We start from the raw sequence: 16,888 nt of genomic DNA on the forward strand, positions 1-16,888 counted from the left end.
AAGACATACTTGTAAGGTTCACAGCCAAATAAAAAGGTCCAGTATGAAAAGTATAATAGAAAATTTCGGTATCTATGGGTTATATGGATATAAAAACATTACTCTAACTATGACGAATGCCACTACAATCGTAGTGGCAGAAAATGGTATGGGGAAAACCACTTTACTAAGCGCATTAAATCAAATATTAACAGGTGAAGTTAATGAATTAAAAAAACTTGATTTTCAAAGGATAGACATAAAATTCTTTGACGATGAACTTTTTTCTCTTAGTAAAGAAGATATCATGGAGAAGCAAGTTGATAAACTCGAAGAGTTATATGGTTGTGTTTCAGAATATATGGAATATCAACTATTTCTAGAAGAAATTGAGAATTATAATCCAGAATCGAAGGAGATTTCTGGTTTTACTAGGTTTTTAAGCAGGAATTCATCTTATAGTTTGTCTGAGATTCAAGATGAACTAGTTTTACTAAAAAAAATAGATAAGACACAGCGACCTGAAAACATTGACGTTTTTTCAAAAATAAAAGAAAAACTAAAAGATGTTGAAATTTTATACTTGCCGACATATAGGCGAGTTGAAAAATCAGAATTAAAAAATATGAGAGGATTCAAGAATGATAATACTATTCGTCCTTCATCAAAACCAAGGAAAATGAGAGAAATTGAATTTGGTCTTTCTGATGTGGAATTCAAGCTTAAAGCTATGAGCGAGAGTGTTGAAAGACAGTCAAATATTGGATATCGTTCTCTAAGCGCAACAATGTTAGAAGACTTAATCAAGGGCTTTAACCATACAGCGGACAATAAAAAAAGAAGTTTACCAGATATAGAGGATCTTTCTAGGTTTTTGATAAGAGTTGCAAATAGAGGGCAACGAACAAAACTTACTAGTACCTTAGAAGATATTAATCAGTTATATAAAACTGGAGATGTAAAGAAAAACGTCCAACTTGTCTATTTCTTGAATAAACTAAATAAGATAATTAATATAACTAAAGAGAAGGAATTAATGATTGAGCGGTTTGTTGATGTATGCAATAAATATCTCTCTGTATCTTCTGACTCTAAAACACTTACATTTGATGCCCGTAGTTTGACTGTAATCGTAAACGATGAGTTCACGTCTAAACCAATTAAGTTAGACGATTTATCTTCAGGTGAGAAACAAATTATATCACTTATGTCACATCTTTATTTAGATGATACTAAGAAAATTATATTAATTGATGAGCCTGAGCTTTCTCTTTCTATTGAGTGGCAACGCATGGTTCTACCTGATATTGACGAGAGCAAAAACATATTACAGGTTTTGGCTATCACTCATTCACCATTCGTATTTGACAATGACCTTTCCGCTAATGCCATAATGTTGGATGTCGAGAAGGTGAAGTTATGACAACTAAAACTGAAAGTAGGGTAAGTTTATTAAGAGAAAGTTTATCTTCGGCATCCGTGTTGCAAATCGAGTTGATGAAAACAAAAAAAATTAATCCTTTGGTTTTTGTTTTTGAAGGAGTTGATGATTTTACTTATTATGAACAAGCGATAAAACATTGTTCTTTTTCATATCGCTATGAGCACATTGTTGCAAAAGGAAAAGAACAAATTAACATTTTGTACAACAAGCTTCTGGATACTAAAAATCATAACCTTCTAAAAAATACTTTTTTCTTCGTTGATCAAGACTATGATAACTTTAGTTATATAACGAATTCTGTTTTCAATTTAGATGTCTATGCTATCGAAAATTGCTTATATGATCATGCTGCTATAGAAAGTATTTTAATAGATGAACTTAAGTTACATGGTGAGAAGGCAGAAAAAAGAAACTATTATTTGGAAGCGCTGACTCAATCGTACAATAATTTTGTGAACATAATGCGTGATTACTCCCATTATCTTTTCGTATGTAAGAACAATACTCTCCCTCAAGAATACCCATCTTTAAGTCCGTATTTTATAAATGTATCTCATTCCACTACTATCATGAATAGGGAACTAAAAAGAGATTTTTCACCTGAATATTCACAAATTGTTAGTTATCCTGAAGAATTTCTCTGCAATACTGATCACTTAAATGATTCTCAAATAATTAGAGGTAAATATGTATTTTGGTTTATTAAAAAGTGGATAATGGCAGTTAAAGAAGATATAAATAATAATAAAGTACATAGCGAGGATTTACGTTTATCCGATGATTTTATAACAATTAGAAGACTCTCGCAGAACTGCTGTATTAATAATCGGCTCTTTAAATTTTTAGATAGAATAGGTGAACAGATGAAATCCGGCGTACCTTCATAGGATATTACATAAAGGATCATCAAAGCCAATTTACCGCCAAGGTTTCATGTATCTATCTGATTTGAAAGGCCGATAAAAGTATTCGGTCTTTTTTTTGCCTGTTTTTAAATCAATAACTTGCATTTAAAACAAGCACTTACCTCAATTTTAATTCCTCCTGGTTTTACTGATCCGGACTTTCTGCCGCCACTTTTTCGCCAACCATTTGAGCCAGCGGGTTCAGATAAATAGCGTCTTCGAGGTGATCGGGAGCGAAGTGCGTATACGCAGTCGGCCACGGGACGCACGTTTTCATCGTTGAGCGTGGCCTGAACTTTCGCCAGCAGGTCAGCGGGCGCGGCCGGCGCAGGAAATTCATCAGAGAAAACGCCGGGCATCACAAAGGCGGTGTCGAGTTCGCCACCCAGGCAGAACAGCAGAACCTGTTCACCGGCAGACGGTGCCCACCAGGAACGGAAAGCCCGCGCGGGAGGTCAGCCAATGCAGCCAGTCGGTGACGTTGTCGCCAGTATTGACGCGACAGATCGCCGTCTCTAAATCCACTTCGGCAACGGTGCCAGTGCGGATCAGATTGCGCATCAGGTGCGGAATGTCGTGTTTGGGGATGGATGTTTTCATGGATAAAAGAATGCCGCCCTGTCAGGCGGCATACAATTTGACATGGGTTGTCTATCGAAGGCACAACGTTGGCAAAATAACGCAATTTAAAAAACAAGAATCTCGTTTGAAGAGTTTTCGTGTGACGCCTTTAACTCCCTACATATTTTATATTTAAACGAGACTTTATTTTACCTTTCTTTTTAAGCAAGGCATAACGAAGGTCATAAGTATAAAGCATGTAAATAACACTTCTAAAGTATATCAAAGAAAATATTAGAGGGAATAGGCAAAGGAAATAAGCAATATTTTGTCCTTTAATCGCTTTTTCAATTACGTAGGGTGTCTTGCCATCTTTGAATACTTCGCAAATGGCTTCAATTTCTTTATTGGTAAGTTTTGTGACGGCTGATAATTTCTCCAAAGAGAAAGTTTTACTGATACATGTATCATTATCAAATCTCCAATATTCAAAAAACGAACTAATAATCGGAATTGGAGGTATGTATTTCTCAGCATACTGATTATTAATCCAAAACCACGTGCTACTATCATTAAACTGGAACATCGCTGCGGGTCTGATTGCCACTTGTAATATGGGTAATGTACAAAAAAATAGCGCAGCGGAGAGTAATAATGTTCCAAAAATTTGTTTCTGTTTCGGCACTTTTAGTTTGCAAGTATTAATGTAAAAGTGACCTTTAGAACGTGATATTAATTTCATATCAAGATTTTGTTTTTTTACTCTTTTTTGAAGTCTTTTTATTTGTTCCATGTTTGTGGCTTTAACATTGAAGATGAAGTTAAATTTATCAATATCTTCTCTTTCTTGCATTAATTCGGATAGCTCATTATTTTTAAAGCCATTTTCACCAATCACTAAACCCCACAACCTAGACATCATGCTATAGCTTGAGCCTGCTCTTAAATAAAAATACCAAACGACAATAAGAACAGCTGCTACATAAAGTATTTCTTTAATTACGTCATGGTATTTTAAAACGCTACTACCCAACTCTTCCATTTTTTCATCCTTAAAGTATTAAAACAGTATATACATTAATGCATTATATTGAATAAAATCAATTGGTTATTCATGGTTAACTAACTTAGCAGTTTTAACAGTCATCCTCCACAATCTTAATATCATCCGTATCCAACCCCAACAAAGGACGCGCAGGATGCCGGGCTTCTTTAGCCTAGACGTTCGGGCGATCTCGCAGACCATCCTTTGAACTTGGCGAGTAAACTCCACGCCCGTATTATTATTGGTGACTTTGGCCTTCATGTATTTGGCCGTGCACAGTTTGGTGAACATTTCCTGGTTAATGCGGCCTTTCTTTACTCTTAAAGGCTGCGGGCGGGGTGGCGTGAAGGATTGCACCTCCGGCGTAACCTGCCGTTTGATTCGCTGTTGCTGATGTTTGCGCAGGCGCTTTGCAATGGAAGAGGCCATGGCTTTACGACTTTGCGGTGACAGGGCGGCCAATCAGCCCCGTTACAGCCCCGAAGTAAAAACCGCACTGGTATTCAAAGCAAAAGACACCATCAGCTCAGGCCGTCTGGAATATGACACTGGCCACACTGACATCCCCGAGTCGTTATGGCGACCCGTAAAGCCACGCAGACCACGACCACTGAAAGCTAACAGGGCGCGTAGGTATTTAGCTTCGGTGATTAGACGCCGGTTTAGACCGCCGCTGGATTCTGAATTACATCGAGCAGGGATGATTTTTTTAACATTAAGAAATCTAGCCGTGATGACTTGCTAAGTGCGCGCCTCGTACCGCCACAGATGATGGGGATCATTCCTGATAATGACGGAGAGTTTGGGGAGGTGGAGAAAGCCGCGCAAGAGTTCGTTTGGAATGAACTGACGCCGCTACAGGATACAATGAAAGATATTAACTCAACATGCACAATCATTTCATTTGCTAACTATGAGTTTGATATAAGGGTGATTTATTCAGTCTTTCAGACACGATAAACTTGCCACTTACTAATTAATAAAGAGTGATTTTTTCTAACAGCAATTTATTTCGTATATATAAATACAACATATACAAATGAAAATAGTGGTGCGAGTGGCTCTTCTCATATGTTCAGAGAAGAGCCCAACATTAGAACTTGGTCCAACCACCTGTTTCTGTGGCTAATAAGGTGTTTTTTTCTCGTGTTTTAGGTCTGATAACGGCAATTGTTGAAGAAGAAAGAGGGGCTTCATATTCGATTTTAAACACAGAGACAATTTCTGTAAGTTGACGTGCTTGCTCTTCCAGTGAAGCAGCTGCAGCAGCTGATTGTTGAACCAGTGCGGCATTTTGCTGTGTAACACTGTCCATTTGAACTACAGCTATACCAATTTGACTTATCCCTTTGCTTTGTTCAGATGATGCAGCAGCTATCTCGCTCATGATGTCATTTACACGGCTGACTGAACTCACTATTTTATCCATTGCTCCGCCAGCCAGTGTAACTTGTTCTGACCCGGACCTAATGTTCTCGACCGATTCATTAATGAGCACTCCAATCTCTTTTGCCGCTTGACCACTGCGTTGTGCAAGGCTTCTTACTTCACTGGCAACGACCGCAAATCCCCGTCCTTGCTCACCGGCTCGCGCTGCTTCAACGGCAGCGTTAAGTGCAAGGATGTTGGTTTGAAAAGCGATACTGTTGATCACGCTAATAATATCGACGATTTTATGTGAGCTTGCATTAATCTTTATCATTGTGGATACAACATCGTTAACTATATCACCACCTTGATTTGCTTCCCGAGTTGCCTGATCTGCCAGAGTACTCGCCTGAGTTGCATTATCTGCGTTGTGTCGGACGGTTGAGCTAAGTTGTTCCATGCTGGCAGCAGTCTCTTCAAGTGCTGAAGCCTGTTCTTCAGTCCTTGATGAAAGATCGGTATTTCCAATAGAAATTTCACTTGAGCCTTTGTAAATTGAATCAGCACTATTGCGTATGTCGTATACCGTTTTAGCCCAGTTAGTCTGCATTTTATTAATATAAGGAGTTAACTGGCCTACACAGTTTTTACCTTGATCAGAAAGCTTGCTGTCAAGTTTACCGGATGCCAGAGATTCAAGGTGCGCTTTTACAATATTTAATGGTTTAACGAGAAAGTTTGCTAGATAACGATCGCTCGTTAGCATGATTACAACACTCACGCCCAAAGCACATATAAGTATATACTGACACCATTGAACCCATTGAGTAATCCTCTGATTTGCCTCAGCATTAAGAGTCATTATTTTTTGATTGTATTTATCAATGGCACTACTAAAATTTCTTCTCAGTGGAAGATACTTATCATTTTTTAAAGACTGGAAAACACCTGTGTTTTTGTCTATCGCTGATTTGTACATCGGAGATAAAGCATCGTTAAAAAGAGATAACGAGCTGTTATATATAGCATTCACAGTGTTTGAATCTAGATTTCCATGTCTAATGCTTTTAAATTGATTAAGCCCACTTTTAAGACTTTCTAGTTCGATAAGAGCTGCTTTTGACTCTAGATCGTAAACTTCATTTTCATTTTTATCCAAACCTATCATTGCACGCTCTAATGCTGTGACAGCACGATAATACTGCGCATTGGCATTATTGATGATATCGCCGTTTTGCTGCTGAACATTAGTAAGACTAAGCTCGCCTTTCAACTCAGTAAGCGAGTATAACGCAAAACATGATGCCCCAGTCCACAAAAAAGAAAAGGCAACGAGAATAGTAATTAATGCTGTTCGTATTTTTATATCTCTTATGAATCTCACTTTATATACCTCAAGTGTTGGATACTGTGCTGCGCCTGAGAAAGCCGCGAATTTTTTATAATCTATATAACAGCCAGGGCAGTTGTTTTATATTTTACTAACAATGCTATCGGCAATATTATTTTTATCTTGAGATGTTTAGTGATTTAAAAAAATAAAAATGAATAAAAGAGGCCTTCATGTTGAAAAGTATGAATATTATTTCAGCGTGTAGAAGTGTTGATTTTTTTATTCTAATTGTATCTCGTTCTTAAAGGGCTAAAAAAATGAATACTTAAAGAAAATTATTTTCCTAATAGAGCGCAATGCTATCCCCGTCACGCCTGCCCGCTTTATAGGTCGCTTTTGATGCGGTTGCGCGAGCCGTTGTGATCCACGCCAGCACGGGTGTGGCGGGGAGAAGTGAGCAGGGCGATCACATTGTGAAATAATGCACTCAATGCCTGCAGAGCTGCCAGAAGGAGATCACTAACTCATTTCCGCACCCTATTTCCTTTACTGCAAGCTCCTCGATGATTAACAGCTTCGCAAAGCTATGCTTTACTGAAACCATACCTGGTTGAATCTGATTGGAGGAAGCATGTTGATTTACAATGTTTTCGGGAGATACCTCGGTGTTTTAAAAGTCCCTGAGGGCTGGCAGGTTTTTCGCGTGGATATCACCGAAAGAAAGTTCTCGCGGCTTTATGAAATTATCATTCCTGATGAAATGACTGAAAGTGAGATCCCCGGTTGGCTTGGGGATATTTTTCATGAGGCAGCGAGTGAACGGCACCCTGATGTGGTTAGAGTTGAGTGACCGTGTTGAGGACAAAAAAAAGCCCGCTCGGGGCGGGCTGAAAGGGGTAAAGCGAGGGTCTTACACATCGGGAAGGACAGTTCCCGGTTGACACAGGAGAAGAAACTTCGTCTTCGGAATCTAAGGTATCAAACAGAATGTAGGGTTATGTCAGAGCAAAGTAAGTTTGCCTGGTGAGATGTAACCCGTGCAGTAGCGGGTTTACATTGAGCTTATAACCGCTATCTTTTTAACAGGAACATAAGCCTGATAAAGGGAATGTGATGCGATATTGGACAGGCACGATAGTTATTTTCATTATCGCCATACTCTGCGCCCTGTGGCTTGGCGAACGTATTCCTCAGGCTTATAACCCGTTCGCGCCACTGGCTGTCAGCGATGCGCCGAACCTTATTACACGCTATAAACTCCGTCGTCTCGACGGTAACCCGCAAGCCTGTCTTGATGCGCTCGATCGTGCGCAATCATCCGGCGCGATTCAGTTTACTCGTGCAGAAAATATGGGGGGAAAGTGCCCGCTGGAAAATCCCGTGCGGGTGAGGGGATTTGGAGATGTGGCACTCAGTTCAAGTTATCTGGCGAGTTGTCGTCTGGCCCTGAGCAGCGCGATGTATGTTTCTCAGGTTGCCAAACCGCTGGCATCAGAGAAATTGGGTTCACCGCTTACACGCATCGACCATTTAGGCAGTTATGCCTGTCGCAATATCTATAGCAAACCTGATGCCCGGCTGAGTGAGCATGCCACCGCTGAAGCGCTGGATATCGCCGGGTTTCGCTTGAAAGACGGCCGGCAACTGACAGTTTTAAAGCAGTGGCCGCAATCCGGTGAGGAAGCACAGTTTATACATGCACTGTTTTCAGAAAGCTGTCCGTACTTCGGAAACTCGATAGGGCCGGATTACAACGCAGCGCATGCCAATCATTTTCACCTTGGCATGCGCTGGTTTGGTTTTTGTCGTTAATAGATGAAAACTTTATTCGGCCAAATACCGTTCAACCAGACGCGTCCAGTAGGCCGCGCCAAATGTCAGGCTCTGATCGTTAAAGTTATACGCCGGATTGTGCAGGGCGGCGCTGTCTCCATTTCCCAGGCGTAAAAAGCATCCCGGTTTTTGCTGCAGGAAGTATGCAAAGTCCTCACTGCCAGAAATTGGGGGTAAATTGTCTATTACGTTCTCTTCCCCCAGCAGTTCTTTTGCCACACTGAGAGCGAAAGCGGTTTCCTGATCGTGATTAACCAAAACCGGATAACCCGGAACATACTCGATTTCCGCCCGCGCTCCGTATCCTGTTGCGTGATGTTCAACCAACGTGCGGATGCGTTCTTCAAGGATCTTACGAACCCCGGCATCGAATGAGCGAACGCTCATTTCCAGGCGAGCAGTTTCAGGAATAACGTTTGACGCATGGCCCGAATGCAGTGAACCGATGGTGACCACCGCCGTTTCGTTAGGATCAATGCTACGTGACACTATCGACTGCAAAGCAACCACCAGGCTGCCCGCAACCAGAATGGGGTCTACGGCCATATGTGGCCGTGCAGCATGCCCGCCTTTTCCATGAATAGTGATGTTCACCGTATCGCAGGCCGCCATGAAAGGCCCGGAGCGGAACATCATTTTCCCAACCGAATAGCCTGGATGATTGTGCAGGCCGTAAACGGCGTCGCACGTAAAACGCTCAAACAGCCCCTCTGCCAGCATGCGTTCTGCACCGCTGTTAAAGCCGATTTCCTCCGCAGGCTGAAAAATCAAATGTACGGTGCCGGAGAAATTTTTGCTTCGTGCCAGCTGTTCCGCCGCACCCAGCAACATGGTGGTATGTCCGTCGTGACCGCAGGCATGCATTTTTCCCGGGTACTGACTCGCATAACTCACGCCAGTTCGTTCAGCGATAGGTAATGCATCCATATCTGCGCGGATGCCGATGCTGCGCGACCCGGAACCCGACGTCAGCGAACCGACCACACCGTGTCCCCCCAGGCCCGTGGTCACCTGATAGCCCAGCGCACGTAATTTATCCGCAACCAACGCAGCGGTCGCGGTTTCTTCGTTTGAAAGTTCAGGATGTTGATGCAGGTGTTGGCGAATTTCTCGCAGTCCCGGCTCGAGATCGGTGACGTCAGCGATGGTGCAAAGTGTTTTATGAGTCATTATGAGTATCTGTCTGTGCCTGAGAGATATCCGGTCAACGTGACCGGTGCCACATGGTTACTTCAGACAGAATGCAATGCCAAATCTGGGCTGGCAATCACTAAATAAATCCTTTGATAAGGTTTGTTCAACATCTGGAATGTTCAATTCAATACCGCTATGTAATTGATGTAACAGATTAAAGTATTTTACGTGATGTCGTCCAAAAATTGATTTGCGCTCTGGACAGTCGGGAGAGGGTTTTGGGAATATCTGGCAGGCGAAAAGTGACCTGCCAGAAAGGCATTCATTTAAGAGGGCTTGAGAAATCAGGCAGGGAGGTAAGTGATCGAATGTTCCAGGGAGTCACATTGGGAATCAATGAGGACATTCCAGATACCTTTATAAGGGATGCCGACATAGGCCGTGTTTTGATCTTTCACCGTCAGTACGTCGCCGAAACCTGAGTGGCGGTTCTGTTGCTCCGTGTCATTTTCGCACATGAGGTGAATATGGCATTTCTCTGAACAACGAATGACGACAGTGTCGCCCCCAAAAAGACTTAATCTGGCTCGCACATTTGGCATGACTGTCCCTCAATATAAAGTGATGTATCTGAAATACGCCGTAACTGAACACTGCCAGGGTTTACGCCGGACTCTCTGGAGTGATGTAAGTCACACAACGTTCTGTAACTTATAAAAGCAGACTGCAGGTGGCGAAATAATGACCTTAATCAATAGTTATGAGATTGCGCATCAGATATTCAAATGAGTCATCGATGTGTTGTAAATAAGGGTGCTTAAAACTTCATCAAAAAGGTGTCATGTGTTTTCACGGTTAAGAAAGGGTAAAGAAGCAAGCGGGGCGGTAACATTCATCGGTTATCGTGAACGTCAGTGACTGCCAATATTCATTCGTTACAGAGTAATAAAATAGCTGCTTTTTCTTTCGCAAGCTGACACCCTATAGGTCTGGCATGTGTGCACGCTTGAAATTGATTCTTATCGGATTTTTTACCGTCTAACTCGCTTGTTTAGCGGGTCATGAAAAGAGTGTGCACTACACTTTCTTATCTCATTCAGTCATAAGGGCATCGGATGATTTGCTCCGAAACATTCAAACACTTCAGAAATTTCAGTGCATTAGCGTTGATTCTGAACGCGACTTTTAGCCTGCCGGTACAAGCGGATGATGCGCTGCTACGGGCCTGTGGCAATGCAAATACGGCAAAAGATTGCCAGTTACCTTTCCAGCAGGGGCTTTCCCCGGCTCAGGTGAGTTTGACCCGTGAACCTTTATGGGGTTATGTCGATACCAGCGGACATATGGTGATTAAACCCGCCTTCAGCGAAGTCAGCGGTTTTGTTAATGATGTCGCCGCCGTCAAAAAGGGCGATAAGTTCGGTTATATCGATAAAAAAGGCAACTGGGCGATTGAGCCGCGCTTTACCCGCGCTACCGATTTCAATGCTCTGGGAACCGCTCTGGTCGTGACTGATAATCGACTGGCGATGATTAACCGCAAAGGTGAAGTCATCAAAACCTTACCTTTTGCTGCCTCTTCAGACACTAAAGGATTCACGCAGGGTCAGGCCCTGGCAAGTGTACAGGTTCAGGTGTCACCGGCGTTGTGGAATGCCGCCACCGATCGATCACTTGCATTGCCTGATGACGTGATGGCCCTCGATTTACCGCAATCGGGGCTTATTCCCGCGAAAAAACGTGATACCGCCACTGACGGATTTTGGGGTTATCTGGACGAGAACGGTCAATGGGCCATTGATCCGATGATCCTGAAAACCCGCGACGAACCTGTGCTTAACGGCAATGTGGTTGCGGTGAAAACGAAGAACGACTGGACATTTGTCGATCGTCAGGGTGTTTCCCTGAGCAAAGAACAGTACAAATCTGTCCGCCCACTGTCCTCTGGCAGCTGGCTGGTGACCCTGAACGATAACGGCAAACAACTGCTTAGCAGCAAGCTTGAAAAAGTGCAGGATATCCCTGCCGATCAGGCTGAAAACGTCCTCGTCTGGGGCAATGCCATTATCGGACAAGGCAGTAAAGGCGTTACCATTATTGGTGCCGATAATCAGATCGTCTCGGTGAAAGCCAACAAACCTCAGTTATTACAGCAGGGTGACCGGCTTTGGGTCACGCAAAACGAAGGTAAATCGCTGCAGGTCATACAAATCTATAACAATAACGGCGTAGCGCTGCTCAATGATGCCACGCTCGCGGCGTTAAAGGATTATCAGTTGCAACCGCTGGCGACCAGCGTCATGACGGATGATGCGCCGGTATTACCCGCAGAGAGTCAGGATGCCTCGCGGACTTTGCCATGGGCTGTGCTGACTTCATCAGATGCCGCCAGACCACCGGCCATTTTAACCTCGCAAGGCGCGGTGCTCTCGGACCCGCAGTGGGCATCCATTGATAATGCAATCTCTCAGTCACCACTGATTATCCATACTCAAACCAAAAAAACAGGGGCGGTAGATTCAGCAGGGAAATGGGTTATCCAGCCGGTCTATTCGCAAATCAGCCCGTTTAACGGCGATTACACCTGGGCCGTGGACGACAGCAACAAAGCAGAGACCCGTCGTTTAATCGACCACAACGGCAATGCGGTTGATGTGCCTGCGGATATTCAACAGAGTGCCCAGCGTCTTTCTGCCGGAATGTTGTATTACGCGGTAGGCGAAGGTGATTCACGGCGCTGGGGTCTTTGGGATATTGCCAGCAAAAGCATCAAAGCTGCCCCTCAGTACCTGCAGATTGAATCCTTCAACGACGGTTATGCGCTGGCGAAAACAGATGCTGGCTGGGGCGTGATTAATCTTGATGGAACCTGGGCAATTGCACCGGATGCCAGCCTCAGTGGCAAACCTCAGTATGTGGGTGACGGAATGTTTACCTTCTCTGATAACGATCAGCCCGGCGAACGCGGTGCAGTGACCGGTCATTTCGCCCTTTATAATGCGCAAAGTGGCCAGGCGATGGCGACTGACTTGCTAGCCAGTCCGCAACGGGTTGGGGAAAATCACTGGCTGATTAAGCCGTCGGAAGGTGGCGTGTCCTTAATCGATGACGCCGGCCGTGCGCCTCTGAGCAAAGGTATTGTCGCATCCTCAAGCTCGGTTAAAGGTGACTGGGTGATGCTGAATTTCTCGGCGCACTTCGGCGCCATTAACGGCAAGGGTGAATGGCAGATCCCGCCACTGTATACCGCAGAGTTTAACTTCATTTCTCCACTCAACTGGAGCCGTGCGGTAAGTGACAACAACACAACGCTCATCAACGATCACGGCGGCGTTCCGCTTGATGGTTTTGACCAGGCACAACCGCTGAATTCACTGGTTCGTCTGGCAATGAACGATGAGGCTACCGGTGAAACGGTACTGTTCGATAACGATGGCAATGAAGTCCGTCGCTTCTCAGGGCTCAACAGTCTGCTGGCAGATAAAGCGAGCTCAGGCGTGATCCCAATGCGAGACAATAAAGGCCTGTTCGGGTTTGTGGATCAGCAGGGTAAAAAATTGATCGGCGCCTATTTTGATCAGGTGGGATCGATGAATGACAATTTCGCCGCCGCTATGAAAAAATCGACCTACGGTAATTTGTTCGGTTACATCAATCCTACCGGCCGGTTTGCAGTGTTGCCTAAATTTAACTGGGCAGGCGATTTCAGTGAGAAACATGCGTGGGCGGGCGGTAAGGGCGTGGTCAGCCTGCTCAACGCTGAGGGTGCCGTTCAGGCGAAGATACAAGTGCGCTGCAATCAGCGTGTCATTGTTGATACGAAAGGTGCCTATCTCTGGCCAGCCAAAGCGCCTTCTTGCAGTAACGGAGGCAATTAATGATTGTTAGTAAACCTTCAAGGTTACATCGCGCACTTTTCGGTGCGTTTCATACCAACAGCGCGCTGGCCTTATTGACACTAACAATTCCCGCGATGGCGGCAGAATCCGACAGTTGTTTCGCACCATTACCCTCGGCTCAGGCTGAAATGCAGGCGCGTAATGCGCAGCCTCTGGTTCAGAATCTGTGCCTGCGTGATGTTCACGAAGGGCGGGCCGCCGTCCGCTTACCATCAGAGAACGCAAGCGGTGACCGTTGGGGCTTTTTAGACAACAAGGGCCAGTTGGTGATCAAGCCCGTCTTTGATGACGTCGGGGATTATCATTACGGAACCGCCGCCGCGAAGCAGCAGGGCAAATGGGGTTTCATTGATACGACCGGCAACTGGCTGATACAACCGACTTTCGACAGCGTGCAGCCTTTCACACAGTCGGGTCTGGCTGTGGTGACGCTCGCGGGCAAACCGCAACTGATTGATCGCAAAGGAGCGCAGGCCGGTAAAGCTTTTGATGAGTTAGTTGATGAAGCAACCCTGACTGACGGTGTTCCTGCGCGTTTGCAGCTTTCTTTTAAAAGTGTCTTGCTGTCGCCGGACGGTGTCCGGCATGTCGCGACTGACAAAATGGAGATCGTCGAGCCTTTTGGTGCCAGCGGTTTGTTCATCGCGTTTGATGCAAACAAAGGTTATGGCATTGCTGACGAGAATCTCGCCTGGCGTGTTGAGCCTCAGTATTCGGCGCTGACGCTTGACCCGAGAAATCCTGCTGTTGCATTGGCTAAAAATGCCGACGGTATTACGCTTATCCGCGCAGATGGCGTGCAGGATGAGCAGAAATATCTGACGGTCAGCGAAGAAACCGGCGCATTCTGGCTGGCTAAAACCGCCGATGGCATTAAGTTGCTCGATAATTCAGCCGCTGTCATCGCGACATTTAGCGAAGCCGGGGCGTCGGCATTGCAGGTGTCAGGTGACTATGTTCTGAATCCATCGGGCAAAGAAGCGTTAACGGTCTTTGTTCCAGGGCGCAAACAGCCGCTGACGGTGCCTGCTGCCAGCCAGCCTCTGGGGCAAAACACCGGTGAGTTTTTAGTGCTGACCAAAGGTGAGCAGAAGAAAGTGAACACCATCGTGGCGCCATCCGGCGGCATGATCGGCGGGGCACAAAATGTCGGATGGCTGGCACAAATCGCCAGTGCTGAAGTGATTGATCATCGTCTGTGGCTACGTGATGAACAGGGCGACGTGTTAAACGTCGTTGATGCCTCCGGTAAGGCGCTGCTGAATCAGAAAAGCCTCAGTGCCCTTGGCGACAGCCGTATTGAGCCCCTGAACGCCGGTTCGGAGCCTGCCGGGGCGCAATCTCCGTTGGCCTTAATTCGCCCAGACAATGATTCGGGCAAAGCCGGTGCGGGTTTCCTGCGTTCAGATGGTTCACTTCAGATTGAAACCAAATGGCTGGATATACAGCCTGCTGACAGCAGCCAAAATGTCGGTCAGTTCATTGTGCGAACCGCGGGGGGCACCGGCGTGGTGGATGCCCAGGGCAAAACGCTGATCCCACTGACGGAAGACAATATTTCTCCGTTTGTAAACGGTTATGCGCTGGATTATCTGGACGGCAAGCTGACGGCAATGGATCACGCTGGCAAACACTATGGCCTGCCGGATGTGTTCGAGCTGGAATCTGTGGGCAACGGCTGGTTCCGTTACCATGAGACGGCTGCGGAAGGCGCGCTGTGGGGGATTTTTGACGCGAACAGTCAAAAAACCATTTCACAACCCGCGTACAAAAGTGTCGGCAATTTCGCTAATAATCAGGCTGAAGTACAGATGCCAGACGGTTTATGGGGCATTGTCGACGCTCAGGGTAAAGCGCTGGTCCAGCCAAAGTATGCGGAGGTTAAGCGTATCAATGCCGCATTGTGGTTGCTTACTCAGCCAGCTGTGGCTGATCACCCTGAATCAAGCACTATCGCTGAAATCATCGGCAATGATACCCAGACACGTATTTCCCCTGTTGCAGGATTATCCGTCACCCAGTTCAGCGATGGCCGCATTTTGGCGACGTCAGCGGCGGGTCAGTCCTGGTTACTGGATGCCAGAGGAAATGTTCAGCTTCACGAGCAGCAAACACATATCAGCGCGCTTGGCGATTGGGTGAAACTTTCCCGTCAGCCACAGCAAGGCTACCTGACGGCTCAGGGTGAGTGGCAAATTCAGCCTGTCCCGGTGTCCGAAGGCTCTGCTTTCGGGCAGGGGCGCGCGTTGCGTTCAACGCCAGCGGGTGCTGAGTTGATTGATGATAAAGGTGCGCGCATCGCCGCCATGCCGGAAGGTAAATGGGTGCTGCCGACGGGCAGTGCCTGGTCTGTCTCTTACGATCCGCAGGACGATGAGCCAGCCACCCGTTATGTTGACAGTACGGGCAAGCTGGTGCTGACGGTTCAGGGTTTTGCCAGCCGGATGACCGACGGCCACGCTGTGCTGACCCGCGCTGACGGCAGGAAAACCTGGATTGATGCACAAGGAAAACCGACTGACGGTGTCTCATTTACCGATTTAGGATTGCCGGTTGACGGCCTGGCATTTGCGCGTATCGGTCAGGGTTATGGTTTTATTGATGCACAAGGCAACTTTGCAATTCCGCCGGTGTTCAGTGCCGTTTCCCCGTTTGACAGCGCCGTTGCCGTGGTGTCGACGCCGGTGATGTCGATGATGATTGATAAAACCGGTAAGCCTCTGGCGCGTATCGATAAAGAATGTGGTATTTCGGTCTTGTACGGAGCGGGAAGTACAAGACAGTGGCCGCCGGTTATGCCAGAAAACTGTACGAAATAGCCGGTGCGTTCTCTGACTGAAACCCGCTTCGGCGGGTTTTTTTGTGCTAATGTTTACAGGTAATCGTTGTGAACTATCTCAATTGAAAGGATAAATTATGATCCCGCAGATCCCATTGAAATACAGGGACGCAGAACGTTGGTCTTTTGGTGATACTGAATCATCCGCAGATGAACTGGCAAAGCGCGTTATCGACGGCACAAAAACAGCGACCTGTTCAAACCTCGATGATGACCCTGAGCCTGAAGCCGGTGAGATCTTTGTTGTGGTTGATGGCCGCAACAATCCGGTCTGCGCCGTTCAGCTGACTGACGTGAAGCAGGTGCCTTTCGACCAGGTGACTGAGCAACACGCCTGGGAAGAAGGTGAAGGCGACCGTACGCTGGCTTACTGGCGCAGAGAGCATCAGCGTTTCTTTGAAGAGTATGAAATGTTTGAGCCCACCATGCCGCTGTTATTGATGAAATTTAAGCTGGTGGAAAAATTCTAATATTTTCCGTTCAGGCCCTTTACGGGCCTGAATATCCATCACTCAGTTATTCCCCGTCTTGTTCATCCGCATCCCGTT

13 protein-coding genes and 2 pseudogenes are annotated in these 16,888 nt (G+C 45.8%); 8 read left to right on the plus strand and 7 right to left on the minus strand.

Annotated elements, in window-relative coordinates; genetic code table 11:
• The first annotated feature begins 43 nt into the window (after nucleotides 1-43).
• Both ABSH60_RS17625 and ABSH60_RS17630 read left to right on the plus strand, forming a co-directional pair.
• A complete protein-coding gene (locus ABSH60_RS17625) occupies nucleotides 44-1,402 on the plus strand; it encodes an AAA family ATPase (protein ID WP_390975064.1) in 1,359 nt (452 codons plus the stop codon).
• Entirely contained in the window at nucleotides 1,399-2,310 is a 912-nt protein-coding gene (locus ABSH60_RS17630; RefSeq protein ID WP_390975065.1) for a DUF4435 domain-containing protein, read from the plus strand. The genes ABSH60_RS17625 and ABSH60_RS17630 overlap by 4 nt, the downstream gene beginning before the upstream one ends.
• Before the next feature lie 163 nt (nucleotides 2,311-2,473).
• On the opposite strand, the gene ABSH60_RS17635 is transcribed toward ABSH60_RS17630, so the two are convergent.
• The 4 genes and pseudogenes from ABSH60_RS17635 to ABSH60_RS17650 all read right to left on the minus strand — a co-directional run bounded on the left by ABSH60_RS17635 (nucleotide 2,474) and on the right by ABSH60_RS17650 (nucleotide 4,363).
• Complete coding sequence (locus ABSH60_RS17635; protein ID WP_390975803.1) at nucleotides 2,474-2,605, minus strand: hypothetical protein; 132 nt, start codon at nucleotides 2,603-2,605, stop codon at nucleotides 2,474-2,476.
• Between the two features lie 31 nt (nucleotides 2,606-2,636).
• A pseudogene (locus ABSH60_RS17640) lies at nucleotides 2,637-2,928 on the minus strand (phage baseplate assembly protein V); the annotation flags it as partial.
• Nucleotides 2,929-3,058: 130 nt separating this feature from the next.
• Complete coding sequence (locus ABSH60_RS17645; protein ID WP_390975066.1) at nucleotides 3,059-3,931, minus strand: DUF6216 family protein; 873 nt, start codon at nucleotides 3,929-3,931, stop codon at nucleotides 3,059-3,061.
• Nucleotides 3,932-3,997: 66 nt separating this feature from the next.
• On the minus strand, nucleotides 3,998-4,363 hold the full coding sequence (locus ABSH60_RS17650; RefSeq protein ID WP_390975067.1) for a phage virion morphogenesis protein: 366 nt from the start codon (nucleotides 4,361-4,363) through the stop codon (nucleotides 3,998-4,000).
• A 261-nt stretch (nucleotides 4,364-4,624) separates the two neighbouring features.
• Between ABSH60_RS17650 and ABSH60_RS17655 the strand changes: the two are divergent.
• Nucleotides 4,625-4,894 (plus strand): annotated as a pseudogene (locus tag ABSH60_RS17655) (hypothetical protein); the annotation flags it as partial.
• 133 nt (nucleotides 4,895-5,027) lie between these two features.
• Here the strand turns inward: ABSH60_RS17655 and ABSH60_RS17660 are convergent.
• Nucleotides 5,028-6,686, minus strand: a complete 1,659-nt coding sequence (locus tag ABSH60_RS17660; protein WP_390975068.1) for a methyl-accepting chemotaxis protein — start codon at nucleotides 6,684-6,686, stop codon at nucleotides 5,028-5,030.
• Between the two features lie 580 nt (nucleotides 6,687-7,266).
• Between ABSH60_RS17660 and ABSH60_RS17665 the strand changes: the two genes are divergently transcribed.
• Both ABSH60_RS17665 and ABSH60_RS17670 read left to right on the plus strand, forming a co-directional pair.
• A complete protein-coding gene (locus tag ABSH60_RS17665; protein WP_056779223.1) occupies nucleotides 7,267-7,485 on the plus strand; it encodes a hypothetical protein in 219 nt (72 codons plus the stop codon).
• Between the two features lie 263 nt (nucleotides 7,486-7,748).
• A complete protein-coding gene (locus ABSH60_RS17670) occupies nucleotides 7,749-8,447 on the plus strand; it encodes an extensin family protein (protein ID WP_056779219.1) in 699 nt (232 codons plus the stop codon).
• 12 nt (nucleotides 8,448-8,459) lie between these two features.
• On the opposite strand, the gene ABSH60_RS17675 is transcribed toward ABSH60_RS17670, so the two are convergent.
• Nucleotides 8,460-9,638, minus strand: coding sequence for an amidohydrolase (locus ABSH60_RS17675; RefSeq protein ID WP_390975069.1), 1,179 nt, complete (start codon nucleotides 9,636-9,638; stop codon nucleotides 8,460-8,462).
• A 308-nt stretch (nucleotides 9,639-9,946) separates the two neighbouring features.
• Nucleotides 9,947-10,204, minus strand: a complete 258-nt coding sequence (locus ABSH60_RS17680; protein ID WP_056779210.1) for a DUF1883 domain-containing protein — start codon at nucleotides 10,202-10,204, stop codon at nucleotides 9,947-9,949.
• A 513-nt stretch (nucleotides 10,205-10,717) separates the two neighbouring features.
• Between ABSH60_RS17680 and ABSH60_RS17685 the strand changes: the two genes are divergently transcribed.
• The 3 genes from ABSH60_RS17685 to ABSH60_RS17695 all read left to right on the plus strand — a co-directional run bounded on the left by ABSH60_RS17685 (nucleotide 10,718) and on the right by ABSH60_RS17695 (nucleotide 16,810).
• Nucleotides 10,718-13,480: a WG repeat-containing protein gene (locus ABSH60_RS17685; protein WP_390975070.1), complete on the plus strand. Its 2,763-nt coding sequence runs from the start codon at nucleotides 10,718-10,720 to the stop codon at nucleotides 13,478-13,480.
• Nucleotides 13,480-16,320, plus strand: a complete 2,841-nt coding sequence (locus ABSH60_RS17690; RefSeq protein WP_390975071.1) for a WG repeat-containing protein — start codon at nucleotides 13,480-13,482, stop codon at nucleotides 16,318-16,320. The genes ABSH60_RS17685 and ABSH60_RS17690 overlap by 1 nt, the downstream gene beginning before the upstream one ends.
• A gap of 97 nt (nucleotides 16,321-16,417) precedes the next feature.
• Entirely contained in the window at nucleotides 16,418-16,810 is a 393-nt protein-coding gene (locus tag ABSH60_RS17695) for an ASCH domain-containing protein (RefSeq protein ID WP_390975072.1), read from the plus strand.
• The last annotated feature ends 78 nt before the right edge of the window (nucleotides 16,811-16,888 follow it).

Origin of the sequence: Rahnella sp. R3(2024), from assembly GCF_042920125.1 — a bacterium.
Lineage (GTDB): Bacteria > Pseudomonadota > Gammaproteobacteria > Enterobacterales > Enterobacteriaceae > Rahnella > Rahnella rivi.